We start from the raw sequence: 23,469 nt of genomic DNA on the forward strand, positions 1-23,469 counted from the left end.
ATTGTTCTTCGTATCATCCATCATTATTATTTTCAGCCAGAAAATATGTACTACTTAGTTCTGGCATCACGAAAAAAACTATTCAAGTACGCTATTGAGTTCTCAAACAACAGGCACACACCCACACAAGTAATCCCAACCGCCTGCACAAGACAGACAATGATAGGGACACCGCGAAGGGATGCTCAATCTGATTGTATCACCAGGCCGCGGTTCTAAAACCTAACCCTCAACAGTCCGGGAAGGACTGGCGGTTACTTCAGTGTTTTCCGCCTGGCAACACAGTTAACTATACACACGCTTGGTGGGGCCCACAAACCGAACAGACATGACACGCACCACAGTCAGTAGTACTGCCCCTGCCGGTAGTCCCAGCTGGGGAATGCGGCGGCCAGATTGGCCATGATCGAGCCCAAGTCCAGCCCCTTGCGGATCAGGGTGGGCACAGGCTCCACTCCCCTCTGACCGTGTTGCTCAGGAACCAGCTGGCCGGCCTCGTCGACGAAGGACACCATGACCCCCTGTTCATACCGGGTATCCGCTGTTTCATTCGGCTGGATCGAACGGACATAGTCATCGGCCTCGATCACCAGATCGGCCTTTTCCGCGATCGCCGGCCCGATCCCCTCGATCCGCCCACGGTTGCCCTTGCCGGACGGATTGGCACTGCTGGCGAACACCAGCCGGCCATCCTTCTCCCACAGGGTCCGCACGATGTTCTCCGCGGGCCGGCCGAACCGGACGACGAAGCAGCTGGTCGCGCGCTCATCCGTGACGAACTCGCCGACCCGCCCCAGGTGGCGTTCTGCGGCTTCGGGACGCCAGGGCAGAATGCAGCCCATCAGAACATCCTGATCCCAGTGGGTCCGATAGAAGGCCTCTGCCTCCCCGGTCAGCTGCGCCAGCTCGCGCAGCTGGTCCATGGATGAGCACAGAACGACGCCCGGCTTGTTCCGGGCCCGGTTCTTCACCGTGAACTTCCGTTCCAAGCCGATCCTGTCGCTGGTCAAAATGATGTATCCGACCTTGGTCGGGCTGACCACGATGCACCCTTCCCGGCGCAGTAGCTCAACGGCCAGAGCCTCGGCCGCCGCGTCCCAGTGGACCGGCACCCCGGTATCCGCATCCGGAACCTCTGCACTCTGCGAATCCGACCTCGGCGCGCTTGTCTGCGTCATCTCACCCTCACTCAATCATTAGGTTACCGTTACCTTATTTGCCTGAGAAGGTGTGTCTCAAGGCCTGTCCACTTAGTGGACGCCTGATGCCGCCGGGCATTGGGCCGCGGCGCGCCGAGCGCAGCGATTCAGGGTCTGAGCGCCACGTTCCGACCACGCAGTGCCGCGACCAGCAGGAGCCCGCACATCAGAACGGCCAAGAGCAGAATTCCCATGAGGATCTGCGACAGGGCGATGTACTGTCCCAGCATCGCAATCGGCAGGGGAGCCAGGAATCCCACATAGCTCAGGGCCTGGAACACCGCGGTATTGCGGCCCAGCCGAGTCTGCTGACTGATCTGGGCCACGATGCGCAGTCCGGCGGTCTGGCACAAGCCGTGAGCCAGACCGAAGACGAAACAGGTAACCAGGAGCAGCGACAGGGATTGCGCACGGACGGCCAGAACGGCAAGTCCCAGGGCACAGGCCGCGATGGCCAGTGCCACCGGTGCCTGCACGCGCGGTGAGACCTTCGCATGTCCAGCCACGGGCTGCACACACAATCCACCCAGGGCCGGTAACGGGGTGAGGAATGCGCTGAACAACAGAGGATCGATCCCGGCACCGCCTCCCACCGCGCTGGGCAGGACGGCCAGGGGGACGCCGGTGCACAGCAGTGTCCATGGGGCCAGCGGGACGACGATCCGCCAGAACCGGCCATCGCGCAGCCCCCGCTGCCCCTCCGCGCCGGCGAGTGCGCCGGCGACCGCACCGGTTGGCGGCCCGGGAACCGACCCACCCGGACCAGCCCCCGGCGCCGTTCCGCCGGACATCTGCACTGCGCCAGGTGCGGCCTCGGCCACGGCGTCCCCGACCGGCAGGGTCACCATGGCTCCGCGGAGCCGACGCCGATGCCACACGAGCAGAGCCAGCGCCACCAGGGCCAGGCACAGGTGGGGGAGCATGACCCAGATCTGCGGGCCGGGCACGTGGGCGGCCAGCAGCCGGGAGGCCAGGATGCCGATGAACAGCGGTCCCACACCCATTCCGGAGGTCATGAGGATCATCGACAGGCGGGAACCGCGCGGCGCCGGCAGAAGCTCGGTGGCCCAGGCAGTCGCCGAGCTGAAACCAATCCCACAGCCGACACCGGTCAGGATGCGTGCACAGACGATCGCAGCCGGCCCTGTGCCGCCGGCCAGCAGCACTGCGGAGGACAGCGCGCACAGCAACACCGCGATGGTGAGGACTCCCGCGCGGCCCAGCCGGTCCGACAGCCACCCGCCCACCACCAGCATCGGGATGAGGCTGAGGCCGTAGAGGACGAAGAGGATCTGCACCTCGACGGGCCCCAACGGCATGATCCGCGGGTAGAACAGGAGGAGCGGTGCGAACTGGTTCGAGCCCCAGCCCAGGATGAACAAACAGAACAGTGGAACGAACGCCCGGGCGTCGGACGAGGTGGCGCTGGGTAGGGCGGCGTCGGACAGGGGCCGGGGGACTTCACTCACCCGACAATTCTGGCTGCTTTTCCGGATGGGTCGAGATACCGGAAACGATGAATATCACCAGTCCAGTATTCACTGGGTGCGTCGATTGCCCGGGGCCATCGCCACGAAGACATCCCAGAGAGAGTCCGCCGGCCAGGCGGATCATGTGCCGGGAATGAGAATGAGCAGTGCCAGAAAATGCGCGGCGGCCACTGCGATGAACTGTTCCACTGTGCTCCCGGCTCCGTGGCATTCGCTCGATGCCCGCCACACTGGCGGGACCGGAAACGAGTATTCACCCCGGGGGTGGAATCGGCCTTGTATGTTTGTGCAGCGGAAGCGGGGGAGCGGGCCGAGGCGGCTCGAAGTGGGCATACCGTGGTCCAGCATGTGCCGAGCGCGCACGATCCGGGCGTTCTGCCGCCATGCCAGCTGGCTGAGCCCAGTGGCGCGTTTGACCGCCCGACTCAGGCCGTACCCGTCCATTCCCACCAGCGCGGCGAGGTCCGCCGCGGGGGCCGCGGCGAAGAACAGATCACCCAGGTCCGCGATCGAACGGGTCAGATCCGGCCGGAATGACGATGACATCGCCTTCGCACAGCTCGATCGGGCCACTCAAGGGACCGGTGAGGACAGAAACGCCACGACCTTGCCTACACCAGCACCCAGATGCCCAGTGCGGCCACGCCGGCGACCAGGCAGGTCGCCAGGGCTGCCAGGGCCACCGGTTTCAACCCCAGGCCGATGAGCGACTTGATGTGCACCCCGCAGCCCAGACCGAACATCGCTGCGGTCAGCAGAACCGTCTGGCCTGTGGCGGCGCCGTGCTGGAACCAGACCGGTAGCAGGCCGGTGGTGGCGATGAGCGCCGCGACGATGAAGCCGACCACCCACATGGGCACCAGAGGCGGCCGCTTGCCGGGGGCCTCGGCCCCGAGGCCATCGCCGGCCGGCGACTGGGCGCGGGCCCTGGCTGCGGCGCGGGCGACCACGGTGCCCAGCACCATCATCAGCGGGGCGAGCAGGACCACGCGGCCCAGTTTCATCAGCGTCGCGGTGGTCAGGGCCTCGGGGCCGAGGATGCCGCCGATCGCGGCGACCTGTGCGACCTCATGGGTCGAGGCCCCCGCCCACATGCCAGCGGTGTGCTGGTCCAGGTGCAGCAGCCCGGTGACGCTGGGCACGATCGCGATCATCAGGGTGCCGAACAGGACGACCAGGGCGACGGCCGCCGTGACGTGTTCCTTCTTCGCCTTGATCGTGGATTCCGCGCCGGCCACGGCCGCGGCCCCGCAGATCGAGAAGCCGGCGGCGATGAGCATGCCCAGTTCGTTGTTCACACCCAGCAGACGGCCCATCGCCACGGTGCCGGTGAAGCCGATCGCGACGACGGCCACGATGACGATGATCGCACCCCAGCCCAGGCCCAGCACATCGCCGAGGACCAGGCGGAAGCCCAGCAGCACGATACCCAGGCGCAGCAGGGTCTTGGCGGTGAAGTCGATGCCGGGCTGGAGCACCGCGGGGATCGCCGGCAGCACATTGCGCACCAGCACGCCCAGCACGATCGCGATGAGCACCGCGCCCACATAGGGGATGAGGGTGGCGAGCCACATGGCCACGCCCATCGCCGCTGCACACACCACCAGTCCGGGGATGCGCGATCCGTAGAGCCGCATGCGGGCGGCGAGCGCGGACGTGGTCTGTGGGTTCGACCCGGGTGCGGGCGGGGGAGTGGTCTGCGTACTCATAGGGTTCAGTCTGCGCCGCCCGTGCTCACTCCGCTAGCCGGGTATCACGCATTGGGACATGCGCAATTGATATGGGGCATATGAGACGATGGGCGCGTGCACGATCCCGATCCCGCAGTTCTGCGCATCCTGGTCGACTTGGCCCGCCAGGAGGACGAGTCCGGGCATGCCTCTCTGGGTACCGCCGCCCGGAATCTGCAGATGGCCCAGCCCAATGTGAGCAGGGCGGTGAAGGCCTTCGAAGCCGAATGGGGTGTGCACATCGTGCAGCGTTCACCCAGCGGCTCGCGGCTGGGACCCGATGGCCGGGTCGTCGCCGGCCTGGCGGCCCAGGTGCTGGCCGATTACCGCAACCTCACCGAGACCCTGTCCGCCCTGCACCGGCGGACCAGTTCCACGTTGCGGATCAGTGCGTCCCTGACCATCGCCGAATACGTCCTGCCGCCCATTCTGCTGCGGTTCCGGCAGCACCATCCCACCACCCGCCCGACGCTGCGCATGCAGAACTCCCGCCAGGTGCTGGACGCGGTGCGCGGGGAGCGGGCCGATCTGGGCTTCGTGGAGACCAGGACGCGCCCGCGCGGGGTGCACTACCGGTCCTTCGACCGGGACGATCTGGTCATCGTGGCGCTGCCGGACCACCCCCTGGCCATGGGTCCCGCGCTCAGCGCTGCGGATCTGGCCGGGCTGCCGCTGATCGTGCGGGAGAGGGGTTCTGGCACACGCGAGGTGATCGATGCCGCGGTGCCGGGCGGGGCCTCGGTCGCGGCGGAACTGACGAGTTCTTCGGCGGTGAAGACGGCCGCGGCCACGGGAGCCGCGCCGGCGGCCATTTCACGCCGGGCGGTGGCCGAACAGCTGCGCACCGGCGCGCTGGTGGTGGTGCCGACCGCGCCCGAGGTCGCGCTCACCCGGCCGCTGCGCGTCGTGTGGGCGCGCGGGCGGCGACCGACGGAGGCCGCGCAGGCCTTCCTGCAGGAGGTGCTGGGCGTGCCCGTCTAAGGGCCCGGGGTCCGCACTCGCGCGGCCGACCCCGGTGCGGTTCTGTGACCGTGCGCTTCGGGCCGAACCTGTTGGCCGACAGGCCATGTCAGGGCCTACCGGTAGTGTGGATCACACCTGCTGCACAGCTCGCAGCAGTCGCCAGTCGTCTACCCCATAGGAGCCATCGTGGACACCATCGGTTCGGACTCCCCCGTAGCGTCTTCGAGCAAGTCGCAGGCACAGCCGGCGCCCACCTCACCGCGTCTTGAACTCCCGGATTCCTGGGTCAAGCGCATGCCCCGGGACCGCACCCTCCACCGGCCGGCGCGGGCCATGACCATCAAACGGGAACACGTCGACGCAACCCTGAATACCTTCGCACATATGGCCGACCAGGTCTCCGACGACATCGCGGCCAGCCCGGATCCGGACATTGTGTCGTCCGACCCGGATTCCGCTCTGGGAATCGCAGCGCGGATCATCTCATTGGACTCCCATCTGGGCTATTCCCTGCGAGGCCGCTTCCCCACGTACTTCGTCGAATACCTGGTCGGCGAATATCCCCTGCCCCTGGCCACCGCCGCATTGGTCGAAACGCTGAGCATGTACGAGAGCTACGGCACTCAGTTCGGGGTACCGGCGGGACTTATCCGGGAGTCGCCCGGCACGGGCTTCTTCCAGTCTCAACAGGACCTGAGAGCAGAGTTGTTGAAGGGCTTCCGCACGTACGTGGCCGGCGTATCGGAGGAGGACCATGCGGTCATCATCGCGGCACTGGCACCCTATATCGAATCGCCCAGGTTCCTCCAGGTGCTCGTCGCCGCCTATTTGGTTCCCGAACGCACCGATTGGGCGGATGTGGCCCTGACCCGCTCGCACGACTGCAAACATCTGGCTCCCCATGCCCTGCAGTTCGCGGACACCGGTGCCCGGCTGATAGAGCTGATCGAACACATACCGGTCTGGCAGTTCAAACATCAGCCGGAGGAATTGGCCGCCGCAGTCGAACGACTGGGGGAGGACGCACTGCCCGCACTCCTGCGGGTCATCGATGCCGAGCACGGCTGGGCCGAAGTCATCAAGACCTGCTGCGACCTTGTGGCACTCATTCCGACGGAAGCCGCAGCGCTCGCACTGCTGGACCGCAGGTCGGGGGAGAACACCGCCAGAGCCGCCACTGCTGCGCTCTTGGACTTCGCCGCTCGTTTCCCCACCCTGGCACTGGGGGCCTTGGCACGGCGGGCTGGACAGGACTCGTTCGCAGCCCAGCTCCTGGGGGTCAGGGTCCCGGCGGATCCCGAGGTCGCGGCCCAGGTGGCGGCCGAACTCACCGATGATTCCTCCGCCGCACGCATCCGGGCGATCTTGGAACGCCCACGGCTCCCGGAGGCGGACCCCGCGGACCTGCCGCGTGTCCTGGCCGCCCCACCGTGGACGGTCAAGCGCAAACGCGTCAAGGCCACGGTCATCAAGGATCTACACGTTCCCCAGGACATGCACCTGGACTGGCTCCCGGGTGAACAGGAGGACTGGCTCCGCTCCAGCCACTACCTGGTCGGTCAGGACTATGACGAAAGCTGGCAGCATCTACTGGACGACTGCATGTCCGGGAGCGGTTGGTACGATGCCATTCCCATGTTCCTGCTCAACGGGCCGGTCGAACTACTGTTGCCGGTCATCGACTCCCTGCCCCAGCCCCGGAACCTGTCCTATGCGGCGGACTATATGGGTGTCGCACTGTCACGTTTCGGGGATCCGATCGTGCCCTTCGTCTTCACCGCGGCACAGGACACACCCACAACACTGGCGCAGGTGCTCATGCCGGTCGGTGGCGCGCGCATCGCCTCGTTCATGGTCACCACCGCGGCCCGGGCGAAATCGGTTCGGCCGGTGGCCGCCGCCTGGTTCGCCCGGCACCCACAGGATGCGGCCGCAGGCCTCATCCCCCATGCTCTGGAAAAGGCGGGAAAAGTCCGCAAACAGGCAGAGGATTCCCTACTCCGGCTGCTGCGGGACACTGCACCTACCGACTCCGCCACCACAGACACCCAGGAGAACCGCCGGGCCATCATCCTGGCCGCCGCGGACTCCTACGGTCCGGAGGCCAGGGCCGCGATCGAAACCCTGTTGGACTCCGACCCCTTGGAGGCTCTACCGACCCGGATGCCGGAACTGCCGGATTGGTTGGCACCGGCTTCGCTGCCACAGCTGACGACCCGCGCCGGGACCTCTATCCCACTAGATCTGATCCCTCATGTGTTCACGATTTTCGCCCTGTCCACTCTGGACGAACCCTATGTGGGCCTGGGCGATCTGCGGGAGACCACCGACCCCGCGTCCCTGGCGGCTTTCGCCCGCGGCATGTTCGAGCTGTGGAAACTGGCCGGGTATCCGTCCAAACAGGGGTGGATCCTCGATGCTCAGGGTCTGGCCGGCGACGATGAGACGGTCCACATGTTGTCCCCGCTGATCCGTGCCTGGCCGGGGGAGTCCGCCCACAAACGAGCGGTGACGGGCCTCCGGGTGCTCACCGCGATCGGCACCGACACCGCTCTGACCCATCTGAATAGGATCGCGCAGAAGGTCAAGTTCAAGGCGCTGCGGGAGACCGCGCGGGACATGATCGACCAGATCGCCGATCGTCTGGGGCTGAGCACGGATGAGCTGGCTGACAGGCTGGTGCCCGACTTCGATCTGGGCCCCGATGGTTCCCGTGTCCTGGACTACGGGCCCCGGCAGTTCACCGTGGGCTTCGACGAGGCGCTCAAGCCCTTCGTCTCCCAGGACGGACAGCGCCGCAAGACCCTGCCCAAACCCGGTGTCAAGGATGACGAGGAGCTGGCCGAACCGGCCTATGAGTGGTTCAAGACCCTGAAGAAGGAGGTGCGTGCCACGGCCGGGGAACAAATCGAACGCCTGGAGCGCGCCATGGTCGAACAGCGCTCATGGACTGCCGAACTGTTCACCACCCTGTTCCTCGAACATCCCTTCATGGTCCATCTGGCCCGCCGTCTGGTGTGGGTCACCGCTGCGGACCCGCAGGATGCCGCCCACACGGCATTCCGCGTCGCCGAGGACGGCACCCTGGCCGACGCCGAGGACGATGAGTTCGTCCTCCCCGAGCAGGCCACTGTGCGGCTGGCCCATCCGCTGACCCTGGACTCCGGGACGCAGGATCAGATGGCCGAACTCTTCGCCGACTATGAGATCCTCCAGCCCTTCGAACAGCTGGGCCGCGAAGTCTACGAACTCACCGCACAGAACAAGTCGACCGGCATCATCGAGGCCTTCGCCGGCTCCACCGTGGCGACGACGAAGATTCTGGCCATGGAGAAGCGGGGCTGGGCCAGGGTCGCACCGGAAGACGGTGGCATCCAGCCCGCATTCCTCCGGGACCTGCCCGACGGCTCCTCGCTCTATGTGAACTTGGACCCGGGCATCGTCGTGGGGGAGCCCTTAGCAGACGGTTTCAACGAACAGCCCTGGCACCGGCAGTCGCCACCGGGTCCACCCAGTCCTGGTACAAACCGGAACCGCGCCCGGCGGCCCTGGCGGGCCTGGACCCGGTGTTCGCCTCGGAAATGCTGCGCGACCTGAGCTGGTTGATTTCATGACCGGCGGCGGAAGGACAGACGAGACAGACGTGGCGGGGAAGACGGCGGCCGACATCCAGCGGCCACCCGCCGAGGTGCGCTTCGCGGACGAACTGGCACAGCTGCGCGCAGAGGACTCCGCTCCCAGACCACCGGGCTGGACGATGAGCCTGGCCGCGGCCAGGGACTTCATCTGCGGGGACACCGCACGCGGGATCTCACCCAAGTTCGTCGGCGATGTGGCCCTGGTCGAACGCTGCCTGGTGACGCTGGCGACCAGTCGCGGACTGTTGTTGGTGGGGGAGCCGGGCACCGCCAAGTCCCTGTTGAGCGAACTCATCGCGGCCGCCGTCAGTGGGGACTCGACCCTGACCATCCAGGGTGGGGCGGCGACCACGGAGGACCAGATCTCCTATTCCTGGAACTACGCCCTGTTGGTCTCCGAAGGGCCCACCGACCGTGCCCTGGTCCCCGGCCCGGTGCTGCGCGGTATGCGCACCGGTGCCCTGGTCCGGTTCGAGGAGATCACCCGCTGTCCCCTGGAAGTACAGGATTCGCTGCTGTCCTTACTGTCGGAGCGGGTCGTGGCGATTCCGGAGCTGGTGGGCGCTCCCACGATGACCTATGCACACGAGGGCTTCAACATCATCGCCACCGCCAATACCCGCGATCGGGGCGTCAACGAGATGTCGGCGGCGCTCAAACGCCGGTTCACCTTCGAAACGGTTTTCCCGATCGCCGATCCGGCCGTGGAATTGGCCCTGGTCGAACAAGAGGCCGGGCGGCTGCTGGCCGAATCAGGGGTACCCCAGGTACCCGATCACGATGTGCTCGACGTGCTGGTCACGGCATTTCGCGAACTGCGCACGGGTTTGAGCGAACGCGGCGAGGCGATGGAACCGATGTCCACAGTACTCAGCACCGCGGAGGCCGTGTCGGTGGCCCATGCTGCCGGCGTCAGTGCCTGGTATCTGCACGGACGCACCCCGAACGCCTCCGATGTCGTGGTGTCCCTGGCCGGTGCCGCGGTCAAGGACGAGCCCGAGGACATGGCCCGGTTGCGCCGTTATCTGGAACAGCAGGTGCCCCGGAAGTCCGGGCCGCAGTGGAAGGCACTCCACGCGGCCCGGGGCCTGCTGCCGGGCTGAGCCGGAGGACTTATGGGCGTCGTCTTCGTGCCGGTCCGCCATCATTCCCCGGCTTGTGCCGGGGAAGCCGAGGCCGTGATCCGCCGGCTGCGGCCTCGCCACGTCCTGGTGGAGGGCCCAGCGGACTTCAACGACCGGATCGACGAGTTGTTCCTCGACCACGAACTGCCGATCGCCGTCTACACGGGTTTTCACACCGCGGACCGGCTGCACGCCAGCTGGGCGCCGCTGTGCGAGTACTCCCCGGAATGGGTGGCGTTGAACACCGGACGTGCGTGCGGGGCACAGCTGCGCTTCATCGACCTACCGGTGTGGCACCCGGCGCTCTTCGAGGAAACGGAGGCACACGATTCCGAACCGGCGCCGGCCGATCGACGCTACGCGCGGGTCCGGCAACACCTGGCCGAACGCTTCCACACCGATGACGTCGACGCCCTGTGGGACCACGTCTTCGAACTGCCGGACTTCACCGCTCCCGAAGCCGCTCCCGATACCGCTTCCGAAGCCGGCGCCGATTCCCTGGCTCTGCGGCTGGACACGTGGTTCACCGGGCTGCGCGGCGATACCGCGGCAGACCCCGCCGATACCGCGCGCGAGGCCTATATGGCCGAATGGATCCGCGCCGCCCGGGCCGAAGCTGCCCAGGCGAAGGATGCCCAGGGGCAATCCGCCACAGGCGATGACATCGTCGTCGTCACCGGGGGCTTCCACATGCCGGCCCTGCGCCGTCTCATCGCCGAACCGGCGCCGCAAGCCGAAGGGGAGCTCGCCTGGCCCGAAATCCCATCCCCGCCGGCGGATGTCGATCCGCCGCGCAGTTACCTGGTGCCCTTCTCCTTCCGCCGGCTGGACTCCCTGGCCGGATACCGGTCCGGCATGCCGTCGCCCGCGTACTATCAGCGGCTCTTCGAATCGGGACCCCGGGCCGCCGCCGAATACCTGCAGATCCAGGTGGCCGCGCGGCTGCGCGAGAGGCATCAGGCCGTGTCCACCCCGGATCTGACAGCGGCCAGGGTAATGGCGGAATCCCTGGCCCGGCTGCGCGGCAATCCGGTGCCGGCGCGTGTCGACGTGCTCGACGGACTGGCCTCGGCCCTGCTCAAGACGGCCTTGGACGCACCTCTGCCCTGGGCACGCAGGTCCTCCCTGGCCCCGGCCACGGATCCTGTGGTCGTGGAGATGGTGGCCGCACTCAGCGGGGACCGGGTGGGCCGGCTGGATCCGCATACGCCTCTGCCCCCTCTCTGGCATGATGTCGAGGCTCAACTGCAGGCTCTGCATCTATCGCCCGGCACTCATTCACTGTCCCTGGTGGATTCGGATGATCTGGAGCGCTCCCGCCTGCTGCACCGCCTGCGGATTCTGCACATCGCGCAGATCGACCGCGTCGACGGCCCGCTAACGGCCCTGGATCCAGAACTCACGGAGGTCTGGGAGCTGGGCGAACGGGTGTTGGCGGGACCGTCCGTGATCGAGGCCTCGGGCTTCGGTCCCAGCGTGGCCGACGCCTCGCTGGCCGCTCTGAGCGCGCGACTCGGCGAGGCCTCGGCGGAGGCCGGCCCCGACCTGAGCCGCACCGCCGAGGTGCTGTTCGACGCGGTGCCGTGCGGACACGCCGGACTCACCGATGAACTCCTCGAACTGGTCTCCCGTGCCATCGGGACCAGCGCGGACCTGCAGGGGCTCGCCCGAATGCTGGAAACGGCCCTGGGCCTGTGGCGCAACGGCGGGTACCTGGGCGCGGCAGGCTCCGTGCGCCTGGCCGGCACCGCTCGGGCGTGCGTGCCGCGGATCCTGTGGCTGGCCGAGGCCGTGCGAGGTGACGATGGTGCGGAACCCGCCGTGCGCGCCCTGGCCGGCGTCCGCGATGTTGTGCTGACCGCAGGACGGCTGAACCATGGGGCGCAGGAGGAGCAGGCCGCGAGCAGGGAGGCCGTCTTGGCGGTCGCCCACCGTTTGGCGGCCTCGCCCGCAGCCCCCATCCGCGTGCGCGGTGCCGGACTGGGCCTGGCCTGGGCGCTGGGCCAGGCGCCGGAGGACCCGGCACGGATGATTCGCGGCGCCGGGCTGCCGCAGGAACTGGGCGATTTCCTGTCCGGCCTGTTCGCTCTGGCCCGTGATGAGTCCCTGGCCTCGCCGGAGGTGGTGAGGGTGGTCGACCAGGTGGTCTGCGGCTTCGATGCGCAGGCCTTCCTGATCGCCCTGCCCGCCCTGCGAGAGGCCTTCGCCCTGTTCCCGCCCCGCGAGCGCGAGCGCATCGGCCGACTGGCCGCACGCCTGCACGGCCGCGACGATCCCCGGGCGGTAGCGCTCGGCGCGGACAGTGGGATCTCACCGGAACTACGGGCGCGGGCCGCTGCCGTGCAGGAACGCGCCCGCGCCTTGCTGGGCGCGGCGGGGCTGCTGGGCGAAGGGGAGGCCGGCGATGGACGCTGAGTTGGAGCGCTGGCGACTGATCCTGGGCGAGGCCGCATCCGAGTTGGGGGACTTGGGGGAGCGGGCGGCCGCGCGCGATGCCGCCCTGGACTGGCTCTACGGCCGCGACGAGTCCCTGGGCCGGCGCGGGATCAGACGCGCGGGCAGTAGAACCCACGGCGGTGCGGGCCGGACCGGGGGAGCCGGCGCATCCACCCTGTCCACCCCGGAGTGGATCGGTGCGGTCCATCGCCTGTTCCCCACCCCCACGATCGAACGCCTGGAGCGCGACGCGGTGGAGCGCTTCCGAATCGACGACCTGGTGACGAATCCGGAGGTGCTGCGGCGCATCGAGCCCAATCAGGCGATGCTGCGTGCCGTGCTGACCACCAAGCACCTGATGAACCAGGAGGTGCTGGCCCTGGCCAGGCAGCTGGTCAACCGGGTGATCCGGGATCTGATGGAGCGTCTGGCCACCGAGGTGCGACAGGCCTTCACAGGACCGCGCAGCAGAACGCCCACCCGGGTCCCGAACTCGCGGAATCTGGACATCCGCAGGACGCTGCGGGCGAATCTGCGCCATTTTCAGCCCGATACCGGCAAGGTCGTGATCGAGCGCCCCTACTTCACCACACGCTCGGCCAAGCGGATGCGGCCCTGGCAGGTGGTGCTGTTGGTCGATCAGTCCGGCTCCATGCTCGATTCCGTCATCCATTCGGCCGTCACGGCCGCCTGCCTGTGGGGTCTGCCGGGCATCCGCACCCACCTGGTCGCCTTCGACACGACGGTCGTCGACCTGACCCGCGACGTCGAGGACCCCGTCGAGCTGCTCATGAAGGTCCAGTTGGGCGGGGGCACGGACATCGCCCAGGCGGTGCAGTACGCAGCAGGGCTGATCGACAATCCGCGGCAGGCCATCGTCGTGCTCATCAGCGATCTCTACGAGGGCGGCAACGACTTCACACTGCGCCGCGAGGTCGCCTCCCTGGTGGGGCAGGGCACCGAGGTGGTGGCCCTGGCAGCCCTGAACGACGAATCCGGGGCCGTCTTCAATCCGTTCATGGGGCAGCAGTTGGCGGATCTGGGCGCCCACGTCGGCGCGATGACTCCCGGGGAGCTCGCCGGTTTCCTGGCCGATACGATCGGACGCTCATGAGCCCGGACGCACAGGCAGGCTCCCCGGCGCGGGAATCTCCGGCGGGGCAGCCGGCAGCACGGCTGACAGCACGCCGTCCCGATCTCCTGGCGCTGACCGATGACGCCCTGGCCGCCCTGGCCAACCGCGGCCTGGTCAAACGCGCGGCCAAGGACCTTGCCAAGTCGGCCCCACAGGTGGCCATCGACGAGGCGGACACGGTCACCGCGGACTTCGCCGACGGCACCCACACGGTCTTGGGCTCCGGCGGGCTGGAGGCCGGCACCTGCTCGTGCTCGGCATCCGGGGTGTGCCGTCACCTGGTGGGCACCGTGCTGGCAGTGCGCGCCCTGGCCGCGGAGGCCTCGGACGAGCAGGCCCCGCAGTGGTCGCCCGCGGACGTCGACGATGCCGAACTGCTCCGTGTCCTGGGCAAGCCCGCGGTGGACGCCGCACACCGTCGGGTGCGCGCGGGGCTGCGCGCCACAGTCCTCGTCCCCGATCCCGCCAGGCCTGCCACCGGGGACAACGCCGCCGCGGTGGATCTGCCGACGACCACCGTGCGCTTCCTGGTGCCCGGCGCCCTGGGCTATGCGCATACGGATGTGGTCGCGACCGAGCGCGGTGAACAGGTGGCGCTCGCGGTCCTGGCCTTCCGGGCGGCCCAGGCCGAAACACAGGCCGATGCCCCACCCGGCCCGGGCAAGCGCGAGGTGGTCCTGGGAACCCCACAGGTGGCCACCGATCTGCGCACCCCCTTCGAACCCGCCCTGGAGTTCGTGACCGAACTGGTGGATCAGGGCGTGCGGATGCTGGCCGGGCACGTGGGCCCGCGGATCGCCGCGGCCCGTGCACCCCTGGCCGCCCGCGGTTTCCAGTGGCCACTCGACGTGCTCGACGAACTCGCCGAACAGCTCGAGGCCTATGCCGGCGACCATGCCGGATACGCGCCGGGGAGGATCGCGGAGCTGACGGCCGAGCTGGTCGCCAGGGCCACTGCCGGCCCAGCCAGGCCCACCGAGGCCGACCGGATCCTGGGCACCCGGCAGCCCGCGCGCACCGCCATGCGCCGCGCCCGGTTCTTAGGACTCGGTGCCAGGGTGAGCCGCACAGACGACCCGGCGGGGACCTCGGCGAGCATCACCACCCGGGTGTATCTGGCCGATGCGGACGCCGGTGCCGTGCTGGTGCTCAGCACCTCCTCGACCCATCAGACGGACCAGGTGCCGGCCCCTGATGTCCTGGCCCGGCGCCGGGTCGGCGGGCTGCGATTGGGGGAGGTCTCCCGCGGCTCCCTGACCACCGAATCGGCTACCCGCACGGCGGGGCTGCGCCTGCAGTTGTCTGCCGGGCGGGCCGGCAGATCCACGGTGACGACGGGGCCTCGGCCTGGGATGCCATGCCGGGCGGGCTCGTGGTGGAGCGCGCCGAGGACGCCGCCCGGGAGCTGGCGGACCGCCCCTTCCGACTGGTCGCGCCCCGCTTCGCGGCTCCCGCCGTGCGCCTGCTGCGCGTGGCCCGCGTGGTGGATCTGGGTTACCGACCCGGTGTCCAACTGTTGACCGCACAGCTGGAAGACGTAACGGGCGCCCCGATTGAACTATCGTGCCCCTATCGCGCGGCCGCACCCGGCGCCCTGGACGCCGTCGCCTCCGCGCTGACGGAAGCCGCCGAGGCCGAACGCGGTTTGGAGATCAGCGGGGTCCTCGGGTTCGTGGGAGGGCGACTGCGCATCGATCCCCTGGCCCTGCGCACCCCGCAGGGGATCGTGGTCCCGGATCTGCAAGGGGTTTCAGGGGCGGACCCCGGGCGGGGGAGTGCGGTGGCCGGCGATGCCCTGGACCGGGTGCTCGATGCCGTGGGGGATTTCCTCGCCGAAATACTGCACGCCGGTCTGCACCGGATGACAGGGAGCCACGTGGCACGGATCGACCGGCTGGCCGGGGACCTGGACCAGGTGGGGCTGAGCGATCTGGCGCGGGCATTGCGGATCCTGCAGGCGCCCCGCGCGCGGGCCTGGTTGGATGCGCAGCTGCTGTACCTGGCGACGGTGGCCGCACTATAGGGGATGTCTCAGCGCGCCCGCCGCACCAGCAGGGCCAGTGCACCGGCGAGCAGACCCCAGATCGCATTGGTCGCCAGCATCGGCACGATCGCCAGTGGATTGGCCAGCGGCCCCTGCAGCCTGCCGTCGAGGATCGGGGAGAGCACCCCGCTGAGCACAATCGCGAAGACCGCATAGGCCAGCCCGGTGAACACCAGGGTGAGCAGGGGATGGGCCACCCGGCTCAGGCCCACCACCGCGATCCACACCGCGGAGATCACCAGGGTCGCAAGGATCGGGACCACGGGGGTGACGGAAACGCCGAGCTGTTCGGCGACGATCCGCAGGACCGGCCTGAGCAGGGCCAGGGCCCCGAGTCCGATGATGAGCGGCCAGTGCAGGGAGGCGATGACATTGTTCGAGCTGGTGGCATTCGAACCGTTGGCATTCGAACCATTGGCAGTGTTCATGCCACCGACTCTAGGAACACCGCACCGGCGAGCGCATCGGCCCTGCAGCTCGATTCCGCACGTCCGGCCGCGCACCCGCTATACGTCACGAAGCGACCCTGATCGTCGCCTCTGGGCCCATGCCGATACGCGCCCGAAGTCCCTATGCTGGACAGCATGGGCAGAAGAACCGGTGATGCGCTGCTGGGAGCGGCAACGGCCATTGCGCTGGCACTTATCATCGCACTCGGTCCCGGTGGCACCCGTTCGCCGGACGTCCTGGCCTATCTGTTCGCCGGCGGCCTCGGCGCCCTCCTGCTGTGCCGCCGCCAGTACCCACGAACCGTGCTGGTGCTCAGCATCCTGGGCATGTTCGGCTATTACATCCTGGATTATCCACCGATCGGCGTAGCGGTGCCCGTGGTGGCCGCGCTGTTCTCCGTGGCCGAGGCCGGACGGCCGGGCTGGGCCTGTGGCGCGGCCGCGCTGGTCTTCGCCGTCTCCCTGTACTTCCGCATCCGTGACGGGGGAGAGGCCCTCGGGTTCCTCCTCGGCTACGAATCGGTATCGAACCTGGCCCTGTTCGCTGCAGCGATTGCACTGGGATCGGGGCTGCGCTCCGCGCGGATTCGCGCTACCCAGCAGGAGCAGATCGCCCGGCTGACCCGGGAACGGGTCCTGCGCGAGTCGCAGCTGCGGATGCGCACGGAACGCGAGGACATCTCGCGCGAACTGCACGACACCGTGGGCCACAGCCTGTCCATCATCTCCCTGCACACCGGCGTTGCCGCCGAGGCGATCGGCCACGACGATACCGCCGCGGCACGCGCACTCGAACAGGTCCGGGCCACCTGCCGCCGCTCCCTGCAGGAACTGCGCGCCATGGTCCGCATTCTGCGCACCGACGAGGCCGAGGCCAGGAGCCCCCGATCGCTGTCGAACATCGCCGAGTTGATGGAGACCGCCAGGGCATCCGGCCTGCAGGTGACGGCCGACATCGAAGTCACCCCCGCCGAGCTATCCGAATCGGTGGATGCCGCCGCCTTTCGAGTCATTCAGGAGTCGATCACGAATATCATCCGCCACGCCCATGCCTCCCGGGCGCACATCGGCGCCGCACTCAACGGGCCCGCACTGTGCCTGAGCATCACCGACGACGGCCGCGGAAGGTCGGGGGCCTCGGCCGCTGCCGGGCTGGGCGGTGCCGTGGCCAACGATGCTGTGTCCGGCGATGCTGAGTCGGGCAGTGCCCGGCCCGCGGACGGTCGTCCCGCCGATACTCAACCGGAGCCTCGGCCGGGCTATGGCATCGCCGGGATGACCGAGCGGGTCGAACTACTCGGTGGGACCCTGTCCGCGAGCGCCACAGCCACGGGTTTCTCGGTCGCGGCTACGATTCCCGCGCGGCTGCCATGATCGATCTGGTACTGGTCGACGATCAGGAACTCGTCCGGATGGGGCTGCGCGCCCTGGCCGAGCACGACGGTGACATCCGCATCGTCGCCGAGGCCGCCGATGGGCGCGCCGGGCTGAGGGCGGTCAAGGAGTATCGGCCCGATGTCGTGCTCATGGACATCCGGATGCCGGGGCTCGACGGGATCAGTGCCACCGCGCAGATCATGGCCGATCCGGAACTGGCCGGGGTCCATGTGGTCGTGTTGACCACCTTCGACGAGGACGAGAACGTGCTCGCGGCGATTCGCGCGGGGGCCGGCGGATACCTGCTCAAGGACATCGCGCCGGCCGAACTGCGCGCGGCCGTCCGCGCGGCCGCCCAGGGCGATGCACTGCTGTCGCCTTCGATCACCGGGAAGGTCATGGGGATGCTGGCCGCACGACCGGATGTTGTGAACCGCCCGGACCTGCTGGCCGAGCTGACCGAGCGCGAGCGCCAGGTCCTCCTGCACGTGGGGATGGGCGAGTCCAATGCCGAGATCGGCGCGAGCCTGTACATCAGCCCGGCCACCGCGCGCACCTATGTCAGTCGGCTGTTGAACAAGCTGGCCGCCCGCGATCGCGCACAGCTGGTCATTCGCGCCTACGAGTCCGGCCTCATCACCCCGGGACGCTGAGGGGCCCGGTGAGGGGCATTTCATATGAGCCCGCTCCCGTGATCTAGGGTTGTTTCGACCCCTCCTCAACTTTTTTGGAAGTAGGCAGTAGTGAGCAGCGCGAACGCGTCAGCCCCCGAAACATCGCGGATGAAGGGGATGTTGAAGACCTTCGACGTGATCGAACGCGTCGGCAACAAGATCCCCCACCCGTTCTGGCTGTTCTGGATCCTGGCCGCCTGCGTCATCGTGCTCAGCGCGATCCTGGCCGGCATCGGGGTCTCCGCGGTCAATCCGGCCACCGGTAAGACCGTGGCCGTGCAGTCCCTGATCAGTGCCGACGGTCTGCAGACGATCATCGGCGATGCGGTGACGAACTATGCCACGTTCCCGCCCCTGGCCACCATCATCACCGTGCTGTTGGGCATTTCGGTGGCGCAGCGCTCCGGTCTGATCGACTCCCTGCTCCACCGCATGGTCGCCCGGGTCCCCGCCCGCTTCCTGACGTTCGCACTGGTCATTGCGGCGATGGTCAGCCACGTGGCCGGTGATGCCGCCTACGTCACGATGATCCCGTTAGGCGCGTTGATCTTCCGGGCAGCCGGGCGCAGTCCGCTGTTGGGCATCGTCGTCACCTATGTCGCCATCTCCGCCGGCTATGACGCATCGCCGTCACTGACCTCGACCGATGTGCTGCTCTCGGGCATTTCCACGGCCGCGGCGCATACGATCGACCCGGACTACTTCGTTTCGCCGGTCTCGAACTACTTCTTCGGGCTCGCATCCTCGATCCTCATCGCCGTGGTCATCACACTCGTCACCGAAACCGTCCTGGCCCGGCACCCACACCTGACCACCGACGATGATCTGGCCGAACTGAGCTCCGACGACCGGGCCAAGCTGGAGGGCACGGCCAAGGACCGGAAGGCGCTGAACGTGACGGGGATCGTCGCCGTGCTGTTCATCCTGGGTCTGATCGCGGCTCTGATCCCGCACACCTCGCCCCTGCGCGGCGAGGACGCGGGCATCCTCAATTCCGTGGTGTTCACCGGTATGGCGTTCATTCTGGGCTTCTTCTTCGCCCTGTTGGGTGCCGTCTACGGGTTCGTCAGCGGCAACTTCACCAAGCCCACGGAAATCATCACCGGCATGATCGAGGGCGTGAAGTCCCTCGCCCCGATCCTGGTGTTGTTCTTCGCCATCTCACAGTTCCTGGCCTACTTCAAGTGGACCAAGATGGGCGAGGTCCTGGCCATTTCGGGTTCCGACATGTTGGCCAAGATCAACGCTCCGGCCTGGGCGATCCTGCTGGGCATCATCGTGATCGTCACGATTATGAACTTCTTCATCACCAGCGGTTCGGCACTGTGGGCATTGGCCGCTCCCGTGTTCATCCCGATGCTCATGCTGCTGCACATCAGTCCCGAGGTCACGCAGGCCGCCTACCGCATCGCGGATTCGGTGACGAACTGTGTGACTCCGATGAGCCCGTACTTCGTCATGGCCCTGGGCTTCATGCAGCAGTACAAGAAGAAGGCGGGAATCGGCACCCTGGCGTCCTTCACGATCCCCCTGTCGGTCGTCATCTGGGTCGTCTGGGTCGCGTTCTTCCTCATCTGGTACCTCATCGGAATCCCGGTGGGCCCCGGCGCCCCGGCCGCGGTCTGAAAACCGACGAACCGATAGGCCGACACATGTAGGAGTCCGTTCACTCGCGGGGTCGAGGCCACCGCGAGTGAGCGCCCACCGCACGAAATCGTGCCCCGGGGCCCCGTGAGGTTACACTCGCGGGGCCCTTCTTCGCGCAACTGGACAAACACCTACATGTGTACCAGCATGAGCACTGACCCGAATTGCATAAACAGGTAATCCAAAAGGGGTGTCGATGTCTCCAAAGGCCGCAGGTCTGGGGTTGCCGATCATGTGGCTGTGTGTGGGCTTGGCACTGCTGCTACCCGGACTGTTGATGCAATCCATAGCCCGGCAGGACGCATCGCACCGCAACACCCAGACCACCGCCATTGTCCTGGACGGGGCGCAGGAGGAGAAAACAACCAGTGGACACTGCAAACGGGGTTCGTGCAATACCAAGTACGAGTGCCATTTCGACTATCAGTTCACACCCATCGGGTCCGATGACGTCATAACCGGCAATGCCTCCGACCGCAATGAATGCGATACCGCAGATGTGGCGGGCGCCCAACGGACCATCTTCTACGATCCACACGATCCCGGCGACAACGGCATCAATGATCCCAATGCCGGTTCCAACCGCTGGCTGGGCCTGTGGATGTTCGTCATTCCGGGTGCAGCGCTGAGCATCTACGGCCTGGTCACCGGAGCCATCGCACTGCGTCGCCGGCGGGGGAGAGGATGAACCCATGAATGGTGTTCTCACAGGGTTCGCGATCGTCGGCAGCATTATCGCGGCCGGCTATATCGTGGATCGGATCGGCTTCCTGGGCGAACAGGGCGAGCGGGTCCTGTCCCGCACCGCCTTCAACCTGGCCTTCCCCGCCTTCATGTTCTCCACCCTGGCCACCTCCCACTTAGCCGAGCTGGTGAGGCCCGATGTGCTGGTCGTCGTCATCGCCTCGCTGACGGTGATGACGATCTTCATTCTGGTGTCGGCCCTCGCCCGCTGGGGAGTGCAGCGGGCCCTGATCGGCGCACTGGCCTCCAGCTACGTCAACGCCGCCAATCTGGGACTGCCAATCGCGACCTATGTATTGGGCAGCGCGGACATCATCCCGCCCGTTCTGCTGTTCCAGCTGGTCTTTGTCGCCCCACTGACTCTGGCGGTCCTCGACGTGTGCACCGGCACCGGCCGGGGCCTGTGGGGCAGGGTGCTGCGGCCATTGCGCAATCCGGTGGTCGTCGCCTCGCTGGCGGGAGTGGTGGTCAGTGCCACCGGGCTCGGAGCCCGCCTGCCGGACCCTGTGCTGGAACCGTTCCACCTGGTGGGGCAGGCGACGGTACCGCTCATGCTGCTGGCCTTCGGCATGTCCCTGCGCGGGAACGGTCGGCCCTTCACCGGGGGCGACACCGCCGGGATCCTGACCGCGGTGATACTCAAGGCTGTGATCGCACCGACGGTGGCGGCGCTGACCGCCCTGTTCGTCTTCGGCCTGTCCGGGCCCGAAGCCCTGGCCCCGGTGCTCTGTTCGGCCCTGCCGACGGCGCAGAACGTCTACGTCTACTCCCAGCGCTACCCGCAGGCCACGGTGTTGGCCCGTGACACCGTCTTCCTCACCCTGTTGGTGGCCGTGCCGGTGTTGGTGGTGCTGTCCTTGGTGTTGGCGGTTCGGCCCGGATGACCCGGGATCATCGTTCCCATCATAGGGCTGTAGGCGATCCGGACCCGAGCCGCGACCGGCGATACGATGATGGTGCCGGCCAATGAAGATATGCCGGCTGAGTCGCCACGGTGTCATCTCCTCCCACACTGCAACCTGAGGCCCATTGTGCCCAGGGCCCGGCGACCGAGTGCCGAACCGGAGTCAAAAGGGAAGAAGATAGCGACCACCATGAGGAACCGATTCGTTTTAGGTCCGGCCCTGGTAGTGGCGTTGTCCACTCTGTCGACCTCCTGCACGGGTGCCGATCATGAGGCGGAATCGAAAACCATCGTGGCAACAGACGCGCCGTCGCCGTACCCGGGGCGGTGTCCGGGGGCTCAGGCCGAGGACCTTAAAACTGCCGATGCTGGGGATGTCAACGTAGCGCTCATCCCCACATTCCAAGGCAACCCCGATATGGACACCGTGGCTCATCCCAACTACAACGTGCCCTTCGATACGAAGCGCGCACTGCTTGTACTGACGACGAACAAAACCGGCTACCACTTCAGCGCACAGGACGTCTCCGATGTCACCGTCCTAGCTCAGAAGATCGAGGACGTTGATTCCGGCCAAAGCAATGCGTGTTCGACTGTGAAAACCATGGTGTCCTTCATCGGCACTGTGCCTGGCGACGCAGTGCACGATCCGGCAGGTCTATGGGAAGTCCGGGCCGTGGGCAAACCTCTTTACAAACCTTCAGCCAGCCGCTTGGTCCGGCTGAAGGTGCTGCAGACCTATACGAACCGTGCCGCTGATTTCTACTATGCCGCTACAGTTGCGAAAGTCGGCGACGATAGGGTCCAGAACACTGCCGGTTTCCGCCTCCTCGACTACTACTACGCGCATCGGTGAGTGTGTCCCTGGCGCTATTATCCCGGTCCTGATCTGGGTTGGGCACGGCGGAAATGGTCCCTGCCGTGGTCAAGTCCATACTCACAGGTGTAGGACGATAGACGAACGCCATTGCCCCTGTCGATGAGACGATTCGTTTGAAGCTGGTCGACGGTGCAGACAAGGTGCGGTATAAGAGTGCCGTGGAAGCGTTCCGTCTCACGAAGAACAACGGGGAAATCAAGTATCTCGGCGCAGCCTCCTCCGCCAAGCCGGCGATCTTCGAGCTCACGCGCGAAAGATCATGAACCTGGCTGACGAGAATTCGGCACGATGCCGCACGGGGGCTTTTTATGCCGGATTCAGCTTGGTTAGGCTGGATCGTATGACAGATGCAACGAACAATCCCACCCGGTTCCATCTCGACGTCGATCTGTCCGAGTAGGCCACCGCCCGGTCATAACACCACGTGTCCGCGTCCTCGGGCGAGTACACCCGACACCGGTCGTCGACCCGTTCCACCAGGCCACGGGAGCATCGTCATGAAGCCACGGTCTATTTGGACTCATCGGTTTTCCGGCGCCTCGGGAGGCTCTTCACCCCCACGCCAAGAACAAAGATCCCGAGGAAGACGAAGAGGATCCACCCATACCTGTCCATCAGGGAACTCGGGTCACGCAACGAGGATTCGGTTATATCCTCCGGGTTGAAGAAGACCTGGCGCTGCGCTCCGTTGGCCTGTTCATCCCCGCATTCGTCGTCATCCTCGTACTCTCCGTGGCCTTCTCCACCCATCGGCGCAGGGAAGACGTACTGGAACGAGCAGTAGTATTTCCTACTGCAGCTGTGCCCACTACCATTGCAGTCCGACACAGACCTTTCGTGCGGATCGCCCTTCACCGTAGCGGTGGCCGTGGCGGTCAGGGTCGCGGCATCATGTTGGCCGTAGTAGCCGAAAAGCGCCCCGAACACGAACATGATGGCGCTGAAGCCAAACGCGATGATCGGCAGAATCCACTTACCGCCGGGGGACTCCTCTTCGAAGTCCGACATCTTCCCGAACGGATTCTCATCAGCCAT

At 66.9% G+C, this 23,469-nt stretch carries 20 protein-coding genes; 14 read left to right on the plus strand and 6 right to left on the minus strand.

What is annotated here, in order from left to right:
* Window positions 1-344 precede the first annotated feature (344 nt).
* The 4 genes from NQ036_RS10420 to NQ036_RS10435 all read right to left on the minus strand — a co-directional run bounded on the left by NQ036_RS10420 (window position 345) and on the right by NQ036_RS10435 (window position 4,398).
* Window positions 345-1,178: an L-threonylcarbamoyladenylate synthase gene (locus NQ036_RS10420; protein ID WP_257049266.1), complete on the minus strand. Its 834-nt coding sequence runs from the start codon at window positions 1,176-1,178 to the stop codon at window positions 345-347.
* A 128-nt stretch (window positions 1,179-1,306) separates the two neighbouring features.
* Window positions 1,307-2,668, minus strand: coding sequence for an MFS transporter (locus NQ036_RS10425; protein WP_257049267.1), 1,362 nt, complete (start codon window positions 2,666-2,668; stop codon window positions 1,307-1,309).
* Between the two features lie 141 nt (window positions 2,669-2,809).
* Complete coding sequence (locus tag NQ036_RS10430; RefSeq protein WP_257049268.1) at window positions 2,810-3,235, minus strand: helix-turn-helix domain-containing protein; 426 nt, start codon at window positions 3,233-3,235, stop codon at window positions 2,810-2,812.
* Window positions 3,236-3,300: 65 nt separating this feature from the next.
* On the minus strand, window positions 3,301-4,398 hold the full coding sequence (locus NQ036_RS10435; protein ID WP_257049270.1) for a YeiH family protein: 1,098 nt from the start codon (window positions 4,396-4,398) through the stop codon (window positions 3,301-3,303).
* A gap of 96 nt (window positions 4,399-4,494) precedes the next feature.
* Here NQ036_RS10435 and NQ036_RS10440 point away from each other — a divergent pair, with 96 nt between their 5' ends.
* From NQ036_RS10440 to NQ036_RS10470, 7 genes are all read left to right on the plus strand, one after another.
* Window positions 4,495-5,400 (plus strand): LysR family transcriptional regulator, encoded by a 906-nt coding sequence (locus NQ036_RS10440; RefSeq protein WP_257058752.1) that lies wholly within the window; start codon window positions 4,495-4,497, stop codon window positions 5,398-5,400.
* 168 nt (window positions 5,401-5,568) lie between these two features.
* Complete coding sequence (locus NQ036_RS15825; protein WP_257058755.1) at window positions 5,569-8,979, plus strand: DUF4132 domain-containing protein; 3,411 nt, start codon at window positions 5,569-5,571, stop codon at window positions 8,977-8,979.
* Window positions 8,980-9,025: 46 nt separating this feature from the next.
* Window positions 9,026-10,123 (plus strand): AAA family ATPase, encoded by a 1,098-nt coding sequence (locus tag NQ036_RS10450; protein WP_257049275.1) that lies wholly within the window; start codon window positions 9,026-9,028, stop codon window positions 10,121-10,123.
* Between the two features lie 12 nt (window positions 10,124-10,135).
* Window positions 10,136-12,559, plus strand: a complete 2,424-nt coding sequence (locus tag NQ036_RS10455) for a DUF5682 family protein (protein WP_257058758.1) — start codon at window positions 10,136-10,138, stop codon at window positions 12,557-12,559.
* Window positions 12,549-13,694, plus strand: a complete 1,146-nt coding sequence (locus tag NQ036_RS10460) for a VWA domain-containing protein (protein ID WP_257058760.1) — start codon at window positions 12,549-12,551, stop codon at window positions 13,692-13,694. Before NQ036_RS10455 ends, NQ036_RS10460 begins: the two co-directional genes overlap by 11 nt.
* On the plus strand, window positions 13,691-15,235 hold the full coding sequence (locus NQ036_RS10465) for a hypothetical protein (protein WP_257058762.1): 1,545 nt from the start codon (window positions 13,691-13,693) through the stop codon (window positions 15,233-15,235). The genes NQ036_RS10460 and NQ036_RS10465 overlap by 4 nt, the downstream gene beginning before the upstream one ends.
* The gene (locus NQ036_RS10470) at window positions 15,172-15,738 is read left to right on the plus strand and encodes a hypothetical protein (protein WP_257049280.1); all 567 of its coding nucleotides are present in this window, start codon (window positions 15,172-15,174) and stop codon (window positions 15,736-15,738) included. The genes NQ036_RS10465 and NQ036_RS10470 overlap by 64 nt, the downstream gene beginning before the upstream one ends.
* Window positions 15,739-15,746: 8 nt before the next feature.
* On the opposite strand, the gene NQ036_RS10475 is transcribed toward NQ036_RS10470, so the two are convergent.
* Window positions 15,747-16,187: a hypothetical protein gene (locus NQ036_RS10475; protein ID WP_257049282.1), complete on the minus strand. Its 441-nt coding sequence runs from the start codon at window positions 16,185-16,187 to the stop codon at window positions 15,747-15,749.
* A gap of 156 nt (window positions 16,188-16,343) precedes the next feature.
* Between NQ036_RS10475 and NQ036_RS10480 the strand changes: the two genes are divergently transcribed.
* The 7 genes from NQ036_RS10480 (at window position 16,344) to NQ036_RS10510 (ending at window position 22,697) form a co-directional block, all read left to right on the plus strand.
* Window positions 16,344-17,582, plus strand: coding sequence for a sensor histidine kinase (locus NQ036_RS10480; protein ID WP_257049284.1), 1,239 nt, complete (start codon window positions 16,344-16,346; stop codon window positions 17,580-17,582).
* Complete coding sequence (locus tag NQ036_RS10485; RefSeq protein ID WP_257058764.1) at window positions 17,579-18,238, plus strand: response regulator transcription factor; 660 nt, start codon at window positions 17,579-17,581, stop codon at window positions 18,236-18,238. Before NQ036_RS10480 ends, NQ036_RS10485 begins: the two co-directional genes overlap by 4 nt.
* A 129-nt stretch (window positions 18,239-18,367) precedes the next feature.
* On the plus strand, window positions 18,368-19,885 hold the full coding sequence (locus NQ036_RS10490) for an AbgT family transporter (RefSeq protein ID WP_257058767.1): 1,518 nt from the start codon (window positions 18,368-18,370) through the stop codon (window positions 19,883-19,885).
* Window positions 19,886-20,102: 217 nt separating this feature from the next.
* A complete protein-coding gene (locus tag NQ036_RS10495) occupies window positions 20,103-20,594 on the plus strand; it encodes a DUF3592 domain-containing protein (RefSeq protein WP_257058771.1) in 492 nt (163 codons plus the stop codon).
* Window positions 20,595-20,598: 4 nt separating this feature from the next.
* The gene (locus tag NQ036_RS10500; RefSeq protein WP_257058775.1) at window positions 20,599-21,534 is read left to right on the plus strand and encodes an AEC family transporter; all 936 of its coding nucleotides are present in this window, start codon (window positions 20,599-20,601) and stop codon (window positions 21,532-21,534) included.
* 312 nt (window positions 21,535-21,846) lie between these two features.
* Window positions 21,847-22,410, plus strand: a complete 564-nt coding sequence (locus tag NQ036_RS10505) for a hypothetical protein (protein WP_257058777.1) — start codon at window positions 21,847-21,849, stop codon at window positions 22,408-22,410.
* A 137-nt stretch (window positions 22,411-22,547) separates the two neighbouring features.
* On the plus strand, window positions 22,548-22,697 hold the full coding sequence (locus NQ036_RS10510) for a hypothetical protein (protein ID WP_257058779.1): 150 nt from the start codon (window positions 22,548-22,550) through the stop codon (window positions 22,695-22,697).
* 247 nt (window positions 22,698-22,944) lie between these two features.
* Here the strand turns inward: NQ036_RS10510 and NQ036_RS10515 are convergent, their stop codons facing one another.
* Entirely contained in the window at window positions 22,945-23,469 is a 525-nt protein-coding gene (locus tag NQ036_RS10515; protein WP_257058781.1) for a DUF3592 domain-containing protein, read from the minus strand.

The organism is Brevibacterium sp. 91QC2O2, from assembly GCF_024580695.1.
Classification (GTDB): domain Bacteria; phylum Actinomycetota; class Actinomycetes; order Actinomycetales; family Brevibacteriaceae; genus Brevibacterium; species Brevibacterium moorei.